The following is a 15866-nucleotide window of genomic DNA, read 5'->3' on the forward strand; positions in this document are numbered from 1 at the left end:
AATACCGTGCGGGTACTACGGATACGAGGAGACGGTGATGACGCACAAGGCGCTGATCGTGGGCATCGGTGGCAGGGAACCGCGGATCGAGGCGGGGACGTTCGTGGCGCCGACCGCCTCGCTGATCGGTGAGGTCACGCTGAGCGCGGGCGCGAGCGTCTGGTACGGCGCGGTGGTGCGGGCCGACGTCGAGCGGATCACCGTGGGCGCCGACGCGAACGTGCAGGACAACGCCACCCTGCACGCCGATCCCGGATTTCCGGTGACCGTCGGGGAGCGGGTGTCCATCGGGCACAACGCCGTGGTGCACGGGGCGACCGTGGAGGACGACTGCCTGATCGGGATGGGGGCCACCGTGCTCAACGGGGCCGTGATCGGGGCCGGCTCGCTGGTCGCCGCTCAGGCGCTGGTGCCGCAGGGAATGGTCGTGCCGCCGGGATCACTGGTCGCGGGGGTGCCGGCCAAGGTGCGGCGGGAACTGTCGGAGGAGGAGCGACAGGGGGTCACCCTGAACGGAACCCTGTACGCCGAGCTGGCGAAGGCGCACCGCGGGGTGCACGAGTAGGCCTTCCGATCCGGACCGGACCGGCCGCAGGTCGGCGGCGGCGGGCGGAACCGCGTGCCCGCACGGCCCCGCATCCCTTCGGGCGGGGTCAGTCCCCGGCGCTCACCGGTTCCGCTTCCCGCTGCTCCAGCTGGACCTTCTTGGCACGGCGCTTGATGATCAGCATCGAGGCCAGGCCGATCAGGAGCGCCACCACCAGGCCGAGGTAGGAGAACCTCTTCAGCCAGTCCTCGGCCACGACGCCGACGTAGTAGATGACGGCCGTGGTGCCGCCGGCCCAGCAGATGCCGCCGAGGACATTGGCGATCAGGAACTTCCAATACGGCATGTGCAGCACGCCCGCCAGCGGGCCGGCGAAGATGCGCAGGAGGGCGACGAAGCGGCCGAAGAAGACGGCCCACATGCCCCACTTCTCGAAGGACCGCTCGGCGGTGGCGACATGGGCCTCGCTGAAGTGTCTCGGCAGTTTCGCGCCCAGCCAGGCCAGCAACGGCCGTCCGCCCTTGCGGCCGATCGCGTAGCCGATGGAGTCCCCGATCACGGCACCCGCGGTCGCGCAGGCACCCAGGACGACCGGGTTGACGCCCGAGTGCTGAGAGGACATCAGCGCCGCCGAGACCAGGACGATCTCGCCCGGCAGCGGGATGCCCAGACTTTCCAGACCGATGACCAGGGCCACCACGGCGTAGACCGCGACCGCGGGCACCGAGTCGAGCCATTCCTGCACGTGCACCGCCGGTTCCTCCCCGGATCGCTGTCCCTGCCTGCGGGGACGTCGCATACGCGGCGCGCCCTGTGGGAAGGCTACCTGGTCGGCTGTGACCGGCGGCTCCCCCGAGCGCACGGCGGCACCGTCCTGCCCTCGGCCCTTCCCTTTTCGGACATCCCGGTGTCATGCGGGACGGGAAGGCTCACCGCGGTCTCGCCGCCCCGCCTCCCCTGGTCCCCCGCCCCGGGGCCCGCTGTGGAAGGACGACGTCCCCGTGTCCTCACTGCCCCCGCTCTCCTCGCTCTCTCCACTGGCCGCGCGCTCGCAGCACGCGCCGCACTCACCGGGCTCGACGCAGCCCTCACCGCCCCCACCTCCCTCACCGTCCTCGCAGCCACCGCGGCCCTCGCGGACCTCGCGGCGATCACAACCCCCACAGCCCCCGCAGCCCCCAAGGCCCGCGCAGCCACCGCAGCCCGCACTCCCCGACCCCTCCCCTCCGGCACCGCCCCGGCCGGAGTCCCCGGTCCCGGAACGCCGTCCCTCGCTCATGGCGGCCCGGCCCGTCCGCCTCGCCCTGTGCCTGTCTCCCCTCCTGCTGGCCGTGGCCTGGGCGGTGGGCAACCAGTCCGTCGCGTACGAGGGCGCGGCCCGGCTGGCCGCGGCCGACCCCTGGTGGCTGCTGGCCGGGGCCGGGTTCGTCTGCCTGAACTGTGCCGCGGCCTCCTGCGTCCGGCAGGGCGCGCTGCCGGACCGGCTGCCGCCGGGGCTGCTGCTCGCCTCGCAGTTCGCCGCCGGCGCCGCGAACCACGTCCTCCCCGGCGGCCTCGGCGCGCACGCCGTCACGCTCCGTTTCCTGCGCACCCGGGGCGTGCCACCCGCCCGGGCCACCGCTTCCATCGCCCTGTACTCACTGGTCAGGTCCACCGCGAAGACGCTGCTCCTCCTGGTGTTCCTCGCGTTCTCCCCGGCCTGGCGAAGACTCGGGGAGCTGGTGCCGGACGAGCGTCCGCTGCTGCCGGCCCTCGCCGTGGCGGCCGGCGTCCTCGCGTCGGCGGGCGCGCTGCTGACGGCCGTACGACCGCTACGGCGCCCGGTTGTGGGCCTCGTCCGCTCCGCGCTCGCCGACGCGCGGGAGGTGCACTCCCGGCCCGGCCGGGTGCTGGCCCTGTGGGGCGGGGCCGCGGCGATGCCGCTGGCGCAGGGAGCCACGCTGGTCTGTGTCGGGGCGGCGCTCGGGCTGGAGCTGCCCTGGGTGCAGGTGGTCCTCGCCTTCCTGGCGGCCGGAACCGCCGTCGGAGTCGTACCGGCGCCCGGGGGCCTAGCCGTGGACGCGGCCCTCGTGTGGACCCTGGTGGCGTTCGGCTCCCCGCCGGCGACGGCCACGGCGACCGTCATCGGCTACCGGGTGCTGACCGACTGGCTTCCGCTGCTACCGGGGGCGCTGGTGCTGTCGGCGCTGTTCCGCGCGAAGGTGCTGTGAGCGCTCGCCGCCGTGTCCGCCGGTACGGACACGAGGATGCCGATCACCGGGGAACCGGCGACGACCGGTGGGACCACCGAGTCCGGAAGCGCCACGGAGCCCGGCGAGACCGGAGGGACCACCGAGTCCGGGGAGACCGGGGAGCCCGGAACGGCGGCCCCGCCCACCGGCCCTTCGGGAGCCGCCCCTCGCGGGGCGTGCTCGACACGGACCTGGGCGATCCGCGGCCAAGCCTCCCCTCGGTACAGCCCGCTTCCCTCCCCCGGTTTTCCGCCCGGCCCGTCCATGCCCGCCCCACCGCCGGAAGGCGATCCCGCGCCCCCCTCGAAGGGTCCCGGCCGCGCTGAGGACAGGCCCGGGGAGCCGGGCCGCTCCGGCGACCGCGCCGTCGCGCGCTCCAGGACCCACCGCTGCTCCGCCGAGCCGTCACGGGCACCCACCACCAGGCGCCCGGAGTCCAGAACGACGGCGAGTCCCCCGCCCTGCCGGCGGAACGACAGCACGTACCGGCCCACGACGTCGTACGACACCCCGCGCGCGCCCGTCACACAGCCGGACAGCACCAGGCTCCCCGTCCCGGGGTCGGCCGCGAGACAGCGGGTGGGGTCGGCGGCGCCGCGCACCGCACCGTCGTACCCGTACGACCACTGCTGCGAGGCGGCGGCCGAGCATGCCGCCGACCGCACGGCCGCGCCCGTGGCCGCGGCTTCGCCGCTCACCTCCAGACAGCGGCCGGAGACGAGCCCGCGCAGCCTGCCGTGGGTGACCGTCATGCCTTCGCCCGGCGTGGCGGCGGGCAGTAAGGCGACCGGGGGCCGCGGCTCCGGCGCGGCGACGGGCCGACCGGTACCGCTGTCGGACCCGGCGCTCCAGATGACGCCGGTCCGGTGGACAGCGTTGTCATAGGTCCAGCCCCTGTTCACGAACACGCCGCCGAGCAGCGCGAGCGAGGCGAGGCCGGCGCCGAGGAGCACCGTCCTGCGGCGCCGCCCCCCGGCCGGGCTCCGGTACCGGTCGCCGGCCGGGTCGAGTGCCGCCTCCGGCCCGTGCGCACACTCCTCGTGGGCGCCGCGGCGGGGCCGGGAGTCGAGGTAGCGGCGGGCGCCCCAGCCGAGCACGGCCTCGGCGAGCAGGACGTCCAGTCCGCCGTCGAAGTGGCTCAACTGGTCCGCCGCGTACCGGCAGTGAGCGCAGACGGTCAGATGCCGGCGCACGTCGGGAGGGAGGTCCTCGGCGCGGCGCCCGGGGGCGTCGAGGAGGCGGTCGAAGGAGTGGCACGCGTCGGAGGGCGCGAGTTCCCGGTGGGCGCGTACGCAGCCGGCCCGGAATCGCTCGCGGGCCTGTTCCAGGGCAGCCGGGGCGGTGGCCAGGTCCACTCCTGACAGGCCGGCGGGTATGTCCGGGGTTTCCGCTTCGACCTCGGTGTGCCAGAGCAGGCACTGGGCGGCGGCGGGCAGCGCGAGGAACGCGCGTTCGGCGATGCGGCGCCGTTCGGGTGTGCCGGGCATCGTCGCGCGCAGGCCGCGGCCGCCGGTGGTCTTGCGCAGTTCCGGAATGACCACGCAGGCTCCGTCGTCGGCGGCCCAGGCGCGGACGGATTCACGTACGGCGACCAGCAGTTGCGGACGCAGGGCGCCACCGACCGGGCCACCGACCGGGCCACCTGCGATGCCACCGACGGGGCCGTCGACCGCGACACCTGCCGTTCCGGCCGTCAGCCGGCCGAGCACGTCGTGGAAGGCGGCGGTGGCGACGAGTTGGGCCGAGGGTCCGGCGGCGGTCAGGCAGACGGCCGCGTAGTCACGGGTGGCACGCCAGTGCCGGGCCAGCAGCAGGGCGACGGCGCGGTGCCGGCGGGCGTGGGGGCCGCCGAGCTGGGCGAGGAGATCGCCGTCGGACTCGCCCGGTTCCGGGCCGGGGCGCGGCGGCAACGGGGGGTGTGGGGGGTGGGAGGACTGCACGGAGCCATTTCCTTTCCCGCCGCAGGACGGCATGTGAAATGGCGCCCTGCCGGAAGCGGTGCCTTGTCGATGCACCCGAAGGGCATGCCTCGTCGGTCCCGGCCTCTGCCCTCTCAGGGGAAGGCTCACCCTGGCACACACGCCTCACGGGAAACAAGGCGCGCGAAGGGCCTGGCCGGTGAACGCGGAAAGAGGGGCCCGCAAGGACCCCTCTTCGCAAAGCCTTCCGGCGTTCTAGCTGTTGGGCCGCAGCGTCCAGACGACCTGCATCTCGCCCGTGACGGCGCCGTCAGCGCGGCGGATCTCGACGGTCACCGGGAACTCGGGGCGCTCCCCCGCGTCCAGTTCGGCCACCACGTCGACGGCCGGGCGGCCCAGCGTCGCGGTCGCGGTGACGGCGCCCATCGCCAGTTTCTTGTAGGCGATCTCGGCCCGCACGGCGAGCGGCACGGCACGCGAGAGCTGGTCCCCGAACGCGGCCAGCACGATGGCACCGCTGGCCGACTCCCCGAGCGTGAACATCGCGCCGGCGTGCGGTCCGCCGACGTGGTTGTGGAAGTCGCCCTGGTCCGGCAGGGACAGGACGGCCCGCTCCGGCGAGGTCTCCAGGAACTCCAGGTTCAGCGTCCGGGCCATCGGCACGGTGGCGGCGAGCATCTCGCCGATCGACATCTGGTCTGCGCTCATGTCCGTCATGTTACTCATGGGTAGCAGGCGCTGGCCAGGGCTGATCCCGGCTTTGTCACGGCTCCGGGAAGGGGCCGTGACCGAATCGCGTCCCCGGCGGCGCTAATGTGGGCGCCCATGTGGCCAGGACAGCAGCCGTCCGGGGGCGAGCAGAACCCGCAGAACAACCCGCACCAGCAGCCGAATCCGTACCAGCAACCGGGGTACCAGCAACCGAATCCGTACCAGCAGCCCGGTTATCAGCAGCCGGGCCCCTACGCGCAGCAGCCGCAGTGGGGGGCCACGGCGCCCATGGGTGCCCCGCAGCCCCCGCCGGGCGGCGGTGGCGGTGGCGGGAACCGGACGAAGCTCGTCGCGATCGTGGCGGCCGCGGCCGTGCTGGTGGCCGCCGGGGTGACCGGGTTCCTGGTCCTCGGCGGGAACAACGACGACAAGGCCGACGGCGGCGGGAACGACGGCAAGTCCCGTTCCGCGTCGCCCTCCACGGATCCGAGTGCCACCGGCTCCGGTGCGGACGAGAACCCGCGCGGCACGGAGACCGAGAAGCCGACCGTCGCCGGCTGGAAGGTCGTGGTGAACCCCAAGTGGGGCGTCGCCTTTGACGTTCCGTCGGACTGGGAGGTGCAGTCCCCGACTCTCGAGGTCGGCTTCGAGGACAAGAAGTCCGACGACCTCAAGCCGCTCATCGCGATGTCGGGAACGGCCGAGTACCGCTCGAAGTGGTGCTCGTCCGACGACGACAAGGACGGCAGGGTCGACGACACCCCGCTGGCCGTGACCGGTACCAAGGGGGCCGGCGGCGCCGCGAACACGGGCGAGGTGGCCGTCAACCAGGTGGCCTGGTGGGTCTACGGCGGCTACACGCAGCCCGACAAGAAGAGCCTCACCTTCGACAAGAAGGCCAAGGAGTTCAAGACGGACTCCGGCATCGTCGGCAGCTACGCGTGGGCCCGGTCGCACAACAGTCCCCAGAAGGGGAAGTCCAAGTGCGCGAGCGACGGCAAGGCCATCACGTTCGGCTTCAAGAACTCCCAGGGCGACTTCGTGGCCTGGAACCTCTACGGTGCGGCCGGCGTCCATGAGGAAGTGCCGGACAGCACCATGATCAAGATCATGCGTACCGTGCGCCTGCACGGCGACCCGACCGGGTCGTGACGAGCGCCCCCCGCTCCCGCACGAGGCAGCGGGGTACCTACTGAGGGAGACGGATGAAGCGTCAAGTCACCGCGATGCTCACGGCACTGGCCCTGGGAGGAGCCGTGTCACTGCTGGCAACGCCTTCGGCCATGGCCACCCCGGTCACGAAGTGCAAGGCGGCGAGCGCGCAGATGGTCACGAAGCACACCCTGAACCCGATCCGGGTCAACTACTACGCGAGCTCGCGGCTCATCACCAACCTCGGCCAAGGCTACAAGGTGCGCCTGACGCAGCAGTGCGTCAACAGCTACGGCAACCTCTGGTACTTCACCGACTCCCCCTACAGCCACGGCTGGATCTACTCGGGCGACCTGAGCGTCGGCTGAGACCACGCGCCGGCGGTCCGGTTGGCTTGCGGACGGACTCCGCGCGATAGTTCCGCGGTGACCGAACGCCTTGCCTCACCGGCGACCGCACCCGCCTGGGCCGGCCGCAACTACACCCTGCTGACCACCGCGGCCATCGTGACCGGCCTCGGTGCGAACGGCTCGCTCATCGCCGCCGCCTTCGCCGTCCTGGACACGGGCGGCGACGGCGGCGACGTGGGTCTGGTGGCCGCCTCCCGCACCGTGCCGCTGGTGGTGTTCCTGCTCATCGGCGGCGCGGTCGCGGACCGGCTGCCCCGGCACCGGGTGATGGTGGCCGCCAACATCCTCAACTTCCTCTCCCAGGCGGCCTTCGCGGTGCTCGTGCTCACCGGCGAGCCCCGGCTGTGGCAGATGATGCTGCTCACCGCGCTCGGCGGCACCGGGCAGGCGTTCTTCAGCCCGGCGGCCGAGGGCATGCTGATGTCCTCGGTGCAGGGGGCGCAGGCGGGCCGGGCGTTCGCCTTCTTCCGTATGGCCACCCAGGGCGCGGCGCTCGGCGGAGCGGCCCTGGGTGGTGCCCTGGTCGCCGCGGTCGGCCCCGGCTGGGTGCTCGCCTTCGACGCGGCGGCCTTCGCCGTCGCCGGTTCGCTGCGCGCGTTCCTCGACGTCGGGCACATACCGCCGCGCGCTCCGGGCGAGGGCATGCTGGCCGATCTCCGGGAGGGCTGGCGGGAGTTCACGGGCCGGCCCTGGCTGTGGGGCGTGGTCGTGCAGTTCTCCCTCGCCAACGCGGTGGTCGGCGCGGCCGACGCCGTCTACGGCCCGCTCGTCGCCCGCGACAGCCTGGGCGGCGCGGGACCCTGGGGCCTGGCGCTGGGCGCGTTCGGCGCGGGCACGGTGGCCGGCGCCCTGCTGATGACCCGCTGGAAACCCCGCCGCCTGCTCTTCGCCGGCACGCTGTGCGTCTTCCCGCTGGCCCTGCCCTCGGCCGCGCTGGCCGTACCGGTTCCGGTGGGCGTGCTGTACGCGGTGATGTTCGTCGCCGGTACGACGGTGGAGGTGTTCGGCGTGTCCTGGATGACCGCGCTGCACCAGGAGATACCCGAGGACAAGCTCTCCCGCGTCTCGGCCTACGACTGGTTCGGGTCGGTCTCCCTGATGCCCCTGGCCACCGCGCTCGCCGGCCCCGCCGAGTCGGCCTTCGGCCGGACCCAGGCGCTGTGGGGCTGCGCGGTCCTGGTCGTCGTCGTCACGGCGATGGTCCTGCTCATCCCCGACATCCGCACCCTGACCCGCCGCGGCGAGTCCGTCGCCGCCGGGTCGCCGGCCGTGCCGGCCGATGCCGAACGCCCCGTCGGGGGGCTCGGGTGACGGTTCGGCTTCCGTGCCGTCCCCGTCCTCGACAGCGACGCCGTGTGACGACGCGAGCCCTTTCGCGCTGCCCTTTCGCGCTCAGTCGACGCCCGTCGATTCCTCCCGTGCCGGTGCCTCACGGCCGATGGTCATGGACCAGCGCACGGTCGCGGGCGCCGCGACGGACGCCACTCCTTCACGGTCCGCCCCTTTCACCGCCAGCTGGTTGTGGATGGTGCTGACCTCATCGGCGGCACATTCCAGCGGGAAGGAGACGTGAACGGTCCGCAGCACGACCTCGAGCTTTCCGGCGCCCTGGCAGCGCACCTCGACGAAGAGCGCGTCGCCCTTGCGGCCCTCGCCGTAGGCCAGGGCCGCGTTCCCGGCGGTCACCTTCCGGCGGCCCGCGAGGGCTTCGCCGCCGGCCGGCTCCGGCGGTGTCAGCGACGAGGGCCGTGTGGCGCCGGGGGCGGCCGGGGCAGGGGCTGAGACCGGGGCCGTAGCCGGGGCGGAGGGCCTCGGGTGCCGCGTGGGCTCCTTGGCGTCCGCATGGCCTGCCGAGCACGCGGCGACGGCGGAGAGCATCGCCGCGCACACGATCCCTGTTCCCGCACGGGTCAGATGAGACATGTCGGTTCCCCCCCACACGCCGGCCGGCACGTCGGAGTCGCCCCTCGCGGGAGATCCCGGTCGTGTCGGACACCAGCTCGTTCGCCGTGACGGGATCGTGTCAGTGTCTCCGCGCGGACCGCGAGCCTGTGACGAATTCCCTGAGCAAGACCTGAGGTCCCCGGTGAACGTCACCGACTCCCGCCGGAGTTCGGAACCTCGCCAGGTCAGCCGATGCCGAACGCGCCGTCGGGGGGCTGGGGCGACGGGACCGCGTCCCGGTCGTCGACCGGGCGCGCACGGCCGGTGAACTCCCGCAGTGCCGGGCCGTGTTCGACCCGTGCGGGGAAGACGTCGGCGGCGGTGCGGCGGGCCAGGGCCGCCGTGTCGAGCGGGCGATGCGAGGCCACGAGCACCGCGTTGCCGAACCGCCGCCCGCGCAGCACCCCCGGCTCGGCGATCAGCGCCAGCTCCTCGAACACGGCGGCGAAGGTGGCCAGTTGGGAGCGCAGGAAGCCGAACGGCGCCGCGTCGGCGAGGTTGGCCAGGTAGACGCCGTCCGGGCGCAGCACCCGCTCGGCCTCGACCGCGTAGCCGAGCGAGGTGAGGTGGGCCGGGACACGGGAGCCGCCGAAGACGTCGGCGATCAGCACGTCGGCCGAGTCGCCCGGGGCCTCCTCCAGCCAGGCCCGGGCGTCACCGGCGTGCAGCGCGACGCCCGAGTCCGCCGGCAGCGGCATGTGCTCGACGACCAGCTCCAGCAGGGCCCGGTCGGCCTCCACGACGTCCTGCCGGGAGCCGGGCCGGGTCGCGGCGACGTAGCGGGGCAGCGTGAGAGCTCCCCCGCCCAGGTGCACCACGTCCAGCGGCCGGCCCGCCTCACCCACCGTGTCGAGCACGTACCCGAGCCGGCGCGCGTACTCGAACTCCAGGTACGCGGGGTCGTCCAGGTCGACGTACGACTGCGGTGCTCCGTCGACCGTGAGCAGCCAGGCCCTCTCACGGTCGACGTCGGGCATCAGCTTGGCGGTGCCGTGGTCGACGGTCCGGGTGACGGGTATGGCTTCACTCACGAACCCATTGTCGCCGGTGCTGGAAGGCACCGGGTACGAGGCCCGACCTCAGGGGCGCGGGGAACTGCGCGACCAGCCGCGAACCGGCCCGCAGCCCCCACGCACCTCAGCCCCCTACGGTCTCGGGACCCTCACCAGACGGACGTGACGGTCCCGGCCCCCACCGTCCGTCCACCCTCCCGGACGGCGAACCCGAGCCCGACTTCCAACGGCACCTCCCGCCCCAGCTCAACGGTCATCTCCACCGTCTCACCAGGCCGGGCGACCGCCGCCTCCCCCAGGTCGACGTCCCCGACCACGTCCGCCGTACGGATGTAGAACTGCGGCCGGTACCCGGTGGACACCGGCGTCGTACGGCCGCCCTCGCGCCCGGCGAGCACGTACACCCGCGCCGCGAACCGCCGGCTGGGCACCACGCTCCCCGGCGCCGCGACGACGTGCCCGCGCCGCACGGCGTCCCGCGGCACCCCGCGCAGCAGCACGGCCACGTTGTCCCCGGCCTGCGCCTCCTGCATCGGCTTGCCGAAGGTCTCCAGCCCGGTGACGACGCTCTCCAGGCCGGCTCCGAGCACCTCCACCCGGTCCCCCACGCGGAGGGTCCCGCGCTCCACGGCGCCGGTGACGACGGTCCCGCGCCCGGTGATGGTGAGCACGTTCTCCACCGGCAGCAGGAACGGCGCGTCCAGGTACCGCTCGGGCATGGGCACGTACGTGTCCACCGCGTCCAGCAGCGCCTCGACGGACGCCGTCCAGCGCGGGTCGCCCTCCAGCGCCTTCAGCCCGGAGACCCGTACGACGGGTACGGCGTCGCCCGGATACCCCTGCGAGGTGAGCAGGTCACGGACCTCCAGCTCGACCAGGTCGGTCAGCTCCTCGTCACCCGCGTCGGCCTTGTTGAGCGCCACCACGATGTGGTCGACGCCCACCTGCCGGGCGAGCAGCACGTGTTCGGCGGTCTGCGGCATGATCCCGTCGAGCGCGGAGACGACGAGGATCGCCCCGTCGAGCTGCGCGGCGCCGGTGACCATGTTCTTGACGTAGTCGGCGTGGCCCGGCATGTCGACGTGGGCGTAGTGCCGGGTGTCGGTCTCGTACTCGACGTGCGCGATGTTGATGGTGATGCCGCGGGCGGCCTCCTCCGGGGCGCGGTCGATGCGGTCGAACGACACGTACCGGGTGGTGCCGGCGCTGTCGCGCTCGGCCAGGACCTTGGTGATGGCAGCGGTCAGGGTGGTCTTGCCGTGGTCGACGTGGCCCATCGTGCCGATGTTCAGGTGCGGCTTGGTGCGCACGTATGCCGTCTTGGGCATGGCTGTACCTCGAAGTCTCTCCGGAACGTACGGAAAAGTGGGACCCCGAGGACTGGCCGACCCTCCCCCTGCGGGGTCCGCCGGACTTTCCGGAGAGGGTCAGCTTCGGGCGCCGTCGACAGCGGCCACGAGGATCGGCACGGCAGCCTTCGGCGCATCCGCGACGGCGGATGCTGCGAGGAGGAAGGCGTACCGGAACATGAGCCAGATCATCGCGGACCCGTCGTCCCACGTCGAATGGTTTTTCGCGGCGAACGTCCCGGAAAAGGGCGATGACCGTACGCCGATCACACACGTTCGTCGGTTAGTGTCACCGAATGCTCGATGCCACCACCCGCTCTGGGGGCACCGCCACGGCCTCTCCCCGGGCCGCCGCCACGGAGCTCGCCGTCCCCGCCCCCGTCCCGCCCCTGCCGCACCCGGGCCCCGCCGCCCGTTGCACGCGCGCGCTGCTGTCCCCGTACGCCCGGTTGTCGCTGCTGCTCGCGCTGCTCGCGGGCGCCGGAGCATGTGTGCTGCTGTTCGATCCGCAGCGGCTCCTGACCCACGGCTGGCCGCCGCAGCTCGGTGGCGCCGCGGCGGCCGTGGTGTTCGCCGCGGCGTACGGGCTGTGCACGGTGGCGTTCGTGCCGCGCCCCCTGCTCAACCTGGCGGCGGGCGCGCTGTTCGGCTCCCCGCTGGGGCTGACCACCGCGCTGGCCGGCACAGTGCTCGGTGCCGGGCTGGCCTTCGGACTGGGCCGGCTGCTCGGCCAGGACGCGCTGCGGCCGCTGCTGCGCGGCCGCTGGCTGAAGGCTGCCGACGGCCAGCTCAGCCGGCACGGCTTCCGCTCGATGCTGGCGGCGCGGCTCTTTCCCGGTGTGCCGTTCTGGGCGGCGAACTACTGTGCCGCCGTCTCCCGGATGCGCTGGCTGCCCTTCCTGCTGGCCACGGCGCTCGGCTCGGTCCCGAACACGGCCGCCTACGCGGTCGCCGGCGCCCGCGCCTCGGCGCCGACCTCCCCGGCCTTCCTGATCGCGATGGCCGCCATCACCCTCCCCGCTCTGGCGGGCACCGTGGTGGCCTGGCGCAAGCGCCACCACCTGCGCGGCCGCTGAACCGGCAGGGGCCGCACCGGTCCCGCACCGGCCTCACATCCCTTCCAGGACCATCGCGTTGGCGAGGCCGCCCGCCTCGCACATGGTCTGCAGGGCATAGCGGGCGCCGCGCTCGCGCATCGCGTGGACCAGGGTGGTGGTCAGGCGCGTGCCGCTGGCTCCCAGCGGGTGGCCGAGGGCGATGGCGCCGCCGTGCACGTTGACCTTGGCGAGGTCGGCGCCGGTCTCCTGCTGCCAGGCGAGGACCACGCTGGAGAACGCCTCGTTGACCTCGAACAGGTCGATGTCGGCGAGGCTCAGGGAGGCCCTGCGCAGCACCTTCTCGGTCGCCGGGACGACGCCGGTGAGCATGAGCAGCGGGTCGGAGCCGGTGACGGCGAAGCTGTGCAGGCGGGCGAGGGGGCGCAGGCCGAGCCGGGCCGCGGTCTCGCTGGAGGTGATCAGGACGGCGGAGGCGCCGTCGTTGACCGGGCTGGCGTTGCCCGCGGTGACGTTCCACTCGATCTGCGGGAAGCGCTCGGCGAAGCCGGGGTCGTAGTAGGCGGGCTTGAGGCCGGCGAGGATCTCCGGGGTGCTGCCGGGCCGTACGCACTCGTCGCGGGTGACGCCGTCCAGAGGCGCCACCTCGGCGTCGAACAGCCCGGCCTGCCACGCGGCGGCGGCCTTCTGGTGCGAGGAGATGGCGAACGCGTCCATCCGCTCGCGGGTGAGGGACCACTTGGCGGCGACGAGTTCGGCGCTGACGCCCTGCGGGACCAGGCCCTCGGGGTAGCGCTCGGCGACGCCCGGACCGAAGGGGTCCTTGCCGGCGGGGACGTTGGACCACATCGGCACCCGGCTCATGGACTCCACACCACAGGCGACGACGAGGTCGTACGCGCCGGAGATGACGCCCTGCGCGGCGAAGTGCACGGCCTGCTGGGAGGAGCCGCACTGACGGTCCACCGTGGTCGCCGGGACCGCCTCGGGGAATCCGGCCGCGAGGACCGCGTACCGGGTGGTGTTCATGGCCTGCTCGCCGACCTGGTCGACGGTGCCGCCGATGACGTCGTCGATGAGCGCCGGGTCGACACCGGAGCGCTCGACCAGGGTGCGCAGGGTGTGCGCGAGGAGTTGCACGGGGTGGACGTGGGCGAGCGAACCGTTCGGCTTGCCCTTGCCGATGGGGGTGCGTACAGCTTCGACGATGACTGCGTCTCGCATGGTGCGGGCCTCCCGCGGCTACCGGTGAGTAGGACATCCGAACTCACCATAACTCCGTAGGTTGGAAAATCAAACCCTCCCGTAGACTGGCACCCATGGCCGCCCCGAAAGACCCGCGCCCCTGCTCCATCGCCGACGCCCTCGCGCTCGTGGGCGAGAAGTACTCCCTGCTCGTCCTGCGGGAGGTGTGCCTGGGCAACGGCCGCTTCGACCGGCTGGTGCGCAACATCGGCGCCCCGCGCGACATCCTGGCCACCCGGCTGCGCCGGCTCGTCGACGCCGGGATCCTCACCAAGCACGCCTACAGCGAGCGCCCGCAGCGCTTCGAGTACCGGCCCACGCAGGCGGGCCTGGAGCTGGAGCCGGTCCTGATGACGCTCATGGAGTGGGGCGACCGCCATCTGCGGACGGGCGACCGCCCCATGGTGATCGAGCACAGCTGCGGAAACGAACTGGTCCCGCAGGTCACCTGCCGCGCCTGCGGCGACGAGGTACGGCACGCGGACCTGACGGCCCACCCACAGGTCACCGGCTGGACGGTCACCGGCCCGGCGGCGTGAGGGACGCGACGGCAGGGGGGTGCGACGGGGCGGAGGCGTGACCGGGCAGCCGACGCGGGAGGTGCGACGGGGCGGACGCGTGACCGGACAGCGGACGCGGAGGCGTGACCGGACGGACACCTGACCCGGAAGCCGACGCAGAGGCACGACCGACGGACACCTGACCCGGAAGCCGACGCGGAGACGCGACCGACGGACGCGTGACGCGTGCCCCGGCGGCAACCCGCGACCGCCGCGAGACGCCGCGTGGAACTGCAGCCCCCGGAAGGCCCGTTGACGGCGGCGGGAATCCCGAGCCGCGCCCGCGCGCCCGTCTCCACGCGGGCGCCTCCCGCACAACCCCTGTGAGTTTCCTGTGGACCGCGCCCGCTACGCTGCCCCTGGTCACATGATCACCCCACCTCCTCTCAGCACTTGGACCTCACACCTCCATGTCTTGGCTCGAATCCCTCGTCCTCGGACTCGTCCAGGGGCTGACCGAGTTCCTGCCCGTGTCCTCCAGCGCGCACCTGCGGCTCACCGCGGCCTTCTCCGGCTGGGAGGACCCCGGGGCGGCCTTCACGGCGATCACCCAGATCGGCACGGAGTCGGCTGTGCTGATCTACTTCCGCAAGGACATCGGGCGGATCGTCTCGGCGTGGTTCCGGTCCCTCTTCGACAAGGCGGTACGCCGTGACCACGACGCCCAGATGGGCTGGCTGGTCATCGTCGGATCGATCCCGATCGGCGTGCTCGGTGTGACGCTCAAGGACCAGATCGAGGGGCCGTTCCGTGATCTGCGGGTCACGGCCACGATGCTCATCGTCGTCGGCGTGGTGATCGGCATCGCCGACCGCATGGCGGCCCGCGACGAGACGGGCCGCCGGCACCGCAGCCCCAAGCAGCGCAAGACACTGGCGGACCTGAGCGTCAAGGACGGGCTGGTCTTCGGCCTCTGCCAGGCCTGCGCCCTCGTCCCCGGCGTCTCCCGCTCGGGCGCCACCATCAGCGGCGGCCTCTTCATGGGCTACAAGCGTGAGGACGCGGCCCGCTACTCCTTCCTGCTCGCCATCCCCGCGGTGCTCGCCTCCGGCGTGTTCGAGGTGAAGGACTCGGTGGACGGCGACACGCCCGTGGCCTGGGGGCCGACCCTGTTCGCCACGGTCATCGCGTTCGCCTCCGGGTACGCCGTCATCACCTGGTTCATGAAGTGGATCTCCAACAAGAGCTTCATGCCGTTCGTCTGGTACCGCGTCGCCCTCGGCATCGTCATCATCGCCCTGGTCGGCGCGGGTGTGTTGAGCCCGCACGCCGCGGAGTCGGCGAGCTGACGCTCCCGGCCACCGGCCGGGGTTCCCGCCCCCCTACGGCCCCGGCGGTCGGTGGCCGGTGGCCGGTGGCCGGTGGCCGGTGGCCGACGAGGATCCCACCACGTGGCCCTGGCACAGCGATTCATCACCGTCCACGACGGCATCACCGACCCGCCCCGGCTCCTGGTTCGCCCCGCGGTTTCGGCCATCTCCCGCAGCCTGGACGAGGTCGACCTCGACACCGCCCTCGCCGGCCTCCCGACGACGCCCGCCGAAGCGGCCGCCGCCTGCGGGTTCCGTGGTTTCTCCGGTGACCTGCGGAATACCTGCCCCGGCACTTCGCCCTCCCGCGGGCTTTCTTCCGCACCGCCGCCCACCAGGGCATATGCGTGCCGGTCCGGGGCGGCCGAGCGTCACCCTCGCCTCCGGCCGGCCCGACCGGTGACCAGCTCCCGCCTTCTG

General features: G+C 73.1%; 15 protein-coding genes. 8 read left to right on the forward strand and 7 right to left on the reverse strand.

Translation table 11 applies throughout. The features are described 5' to 3' along the window. Positions 1–37: 37 nt before the first annotated feature. A complete protein-coding gene (locus OIB37_RS06300; RefSeq protein ID WP_330456533.1) occupies positions 38–565 on the forward strand; it encodes a gamma carbonic anhydrase family protein in 528 nt (175 codons plus the stop codon). 88 nt (positions 566–653) lie between these two features. Here the strand turns inward: OIB37_RS06300 and OIB37_RS06305 are convergent, their stop codons facing one another. After that, positions 654–1298 carry a DedA family protein gene (locus OIB37_RS06305; protein ID WP_330456534.1) on the reverse strand — a complete coding sequence of 215 codons (645 nt, stop codon included), beginning with the start codon at positions 1296–1298 and terminating at the stop codon, positions 654–656. Between the two features lie 526 nt (positions 1299–1824). Here OIB37_RS06305 and OIB37_RS06310 point away from each other — a divergent pair. Beyond that, on the forward strand, positions 1825–2757 hold the full coding sequence (locus OIB37_RS06310) for a lysylphosphatidylglycerol synthase transmembrane domain-containing protein (RefSeq protein WP_330456535.1): 933 nt from the start codon (positions 1825–1827) through the stop codon (positions 2755–2757). Here OIB37_RS06310 and OIB37_RS06315 read toward each other — a convergent pair. Then, positions 2676–4718 (reverse strand): ricin-type beta-trefoil lectin domain protein, encoded by a 2043-nt coding sequence (locus OIB37_RS06315; RefSeq protein WP_330456536.1) that lies wholly within the window; start codon positions 4716–4718, stop codon positions 2676–2678. The two genes, OIB37_RS06310 and OIB37_RS06315, sit on opposite strands and share 82 nt — an antisense overlap. A 234-nt stretch (positions 4719–4952) precedes the next feature. Further along, the gene (locus OIB37_RS06320) at positions 4953–5405 is read right to left on the reverse strand and encodes a DUF4442 domain-containing protein (protein ID WP_330456537.1); all 453 of its coding nucleotides are present in this window, start codon (positions 5403–5405) and stop codon (positions 4953–4955) included. A gap of 117 nt (positions 5406–5522) precedes the next feature. Between OIB37_RS06320 and OIB37_RS06325 the strand changes: the two genes are divergently transcribed. From OIB37_RS06325 to OIB37_RS06335, 3 genes are read left to right on the forward strand one after another with little or no spacing between them, the layout of a single operon-like run. Further along, positions 5523–6560: a hypothetical protein gene (locus tag OIB37_RS06325; RefSeq protein WP_330456538.1), complete on the forward strand. Its 1038-nt coding sequence runs from the start codon at positions 5523–5525 to the stop codon at positions 6558–6560. 53 nt (positions 6561–6613) lie between these two features. Continuing rightward, positions 6614–6928 (forward strand): hypothetical protein, encoded by a 315-nt coding sequence (locus OIB37_RS06330; RefSeq protein ID WP_330456539.1) that lies wholly within the window; start codon positions 6614–6616, stop codon positions 6926–6928. 57 nt (positions 6929–6985) lie between these two features. Beyond that, positions 6986–8281, forward strand: a complete 1296-nt coding sequence (locus OIB37_RS06335) for an MFS transporter (RefSeq protein ID WP_330456540.1) — start codon at positions 6986–6988, stop codon at positions 8279–8281. Positions 8282–8362: 81 nt separating this feature from the next. On the opposite strand, the gene OIB37_RS06340 is transcribed toward OIB37_RS06335, so the two are convergent. The 3 genes from OIB37_RS06340 to tuf all read right to left on the reverse strand — a co-directional run bounded on the left by OIB37_RS06340 (position 8363) and on the right by tuf (position 11255). Continuing rightward, a complete protein-coding gene (locus tag OIB37_RS06340) occupies positions 8363–8893 on the reverse strand; it encodes a hypothetical protein (RefSeq protein ID WP_330456541.1) in 531 nt (176 codons plus the stop codon). Positions 8894–9099: 206 nt separating this feature from the next. Next, complete coding sequence (locus OIB37_RS06345) at positions 9100–9945, reverse strand: spermidine synthase (protein ID WP_330456542.1); 846 nt, start codon at positions 9943–9945, stop codon at positions 9100–9102. 131 nt (positions 9946–10076) lie between these two features. After that, positions 10077–11255 carry an elongation factor Tu gene (gene tuf / locus OIB37_RS06350; protein WP_330456543.1) on the reverse strand — a complete coding sequence of 393 codons (1179 nt, stop codon included), beginning with the start codon at positions 11253–11255 and terminating at the stop codon, positions 10077–10079. A 317-nt stretch (positions 11256–11572) separates the two neighbouring features. Here tuf and OIB37_RS06355 point away from each other — a divergent pair, with 317 nt between their 5' ends. Continuing rightward, complete coding sequence (locus OIB37_RS06355; RefSeq protein WP_330456544.1) at positions 11573–12352, forward strand: TVP38/TMEM64 family protein; 780 nt, start codon at positions 11573–11575, stop codon at positions 12350–12352. A 33-nt stretch (positions 12353–12385) separates the two neighbouring features. Here OIB37_RS06355 and OIB37_RS06360 read toward each other — a convergent pair whose 3' ends face one another. Next, positions 12386–13555, reverse strand: a complete 1170-nt coding sequence (locus OIB37_RS06360; RefSeq protein WP_330456545.1) for a thiolase family protein — start codon at positions 13553–13555, stop codon at positions 12386–12388. A 95-nt stretch (positions 13556–13650) separates the two neighbouring features. Here OIB37_RS06360 and OIB37_RS06365 point away from each other — a divergent pair, with 95 nt between their 5' ends. Continuing rightward, on the forward strand, positions 13651–14115 hold the full coding sequence (locus OIB37_RS06365; RefSeq protein WP_330456546.1) for a winged helix-turn-helix transcriptional regulator: 465 nt from the start codon (positions 13651–13653) through the stop codon (positions 14113–14115). A gap of 431 nt (positions 14116–14546) precedes the next feature. Continuing rightward, positions 14547–15425 (forward strand): undecaprenyl-diphosphate phosphatase, encoded by an 879-nt coding sequence (locus tag OIB37_RS06370; RefSeq protein ID WP_330456547.1) that lies wholly within the window; start codon positions 14547–14549, stop codon positions 15423–15425. The last annotated feature ends 441 nt before the right edge of the window (positions 15426–15866 follow it).

It is taken from the genome of Streptomyces sp. NBC_00820 (genome assembly GCF_036347055.1).
GTDB lineage: Bacteria > Actinomycetota > Actinomycetes > Streptomycetales > Streptomycetaceae > Streptomyces.

Excerpts from the sequence above, each read along its gene's own strand:
- OIB37_RS06320 (WP_330456537.1), bottom strand. The coding sequence starts at position 5,405 with ATGAGCGCAGACCAGATGTCGATCGGCGAGATGCTCGCCGCCACCGTG.
- OIB37_RS06340 (WP_330456541.1), bottom strand. The coding sequence starts at position 8,893 with ATGTCTCATCTGACCCGTGCGGGAACAGGGATCGTGTGCGCGGCGATG.
- OIB37_RS06325 (WP_330456538.1), top strand. The coding sequence starts at position 5,523 with ATGTGGCCAGGACAGCAGCCGTCCGGGGGCGAGCAGAACCCGCAGAAC.
- OIB37_RS06365 (WP_330456546.1), top strand. The coding sequence starts at position 13,651 with ATGGCCGCCCCGAAAGACCCGCGCCCCTGCTCCATCGCCGACGCCCTC.
- OIB37_RS06300 (WP_330456533.1), top strand. The coding sequence starts at position 38 with ATGACGCACAAGGCGCTGATCGTGGGCATCGGTGGCAGGGAACCGCGG.
- OIB37_RS06360 (WP_330456545.1), bottom strand. The coding sequence starts at position 13,555 with ATGCGAGACGCAGTCATCGTCGAAGCTGTACGCACCCCCATCGGCAAG.
- tuf (WP_330456543.1), bottom strand. The coding sequence starts at position 11,255 with ATGCCCAAGACGGCATACGTGCGCACCAAGCCGCACCTGAACATCGGC.
- OIB37_RS06370 (WP_330456547.1), top strand. The coding sequence starts at position 14,547 with ATGTCTTGGCTCGAATCCCTCGTCCTCGGACTCGTCCAGGGGCTGACC.
- OIB37_RS06330 (WP_330456539.1), top strand. The coding sequence starts at position 6,614 with ATGAAGCGTCAAGTCACCGCGATGCTCACGGCACTGGCCCTGGGAGGA.
- OIB37_RS06310 (WP_330456535.1), top strand. The coding sequence starts at position 1,825 with ATGGCGGCCCGGCCCGTCCGCCTCGCCCTGTGCCTGTCTCCCCTCCTG.
- OIB37_RS06355 (WP_330456544.1), top strand. The coding sequence starts at position 11,573 with ATGCTCGATGCCACCACCCGCTCTGGGGGCACCGCCACGGCCTCTCCC.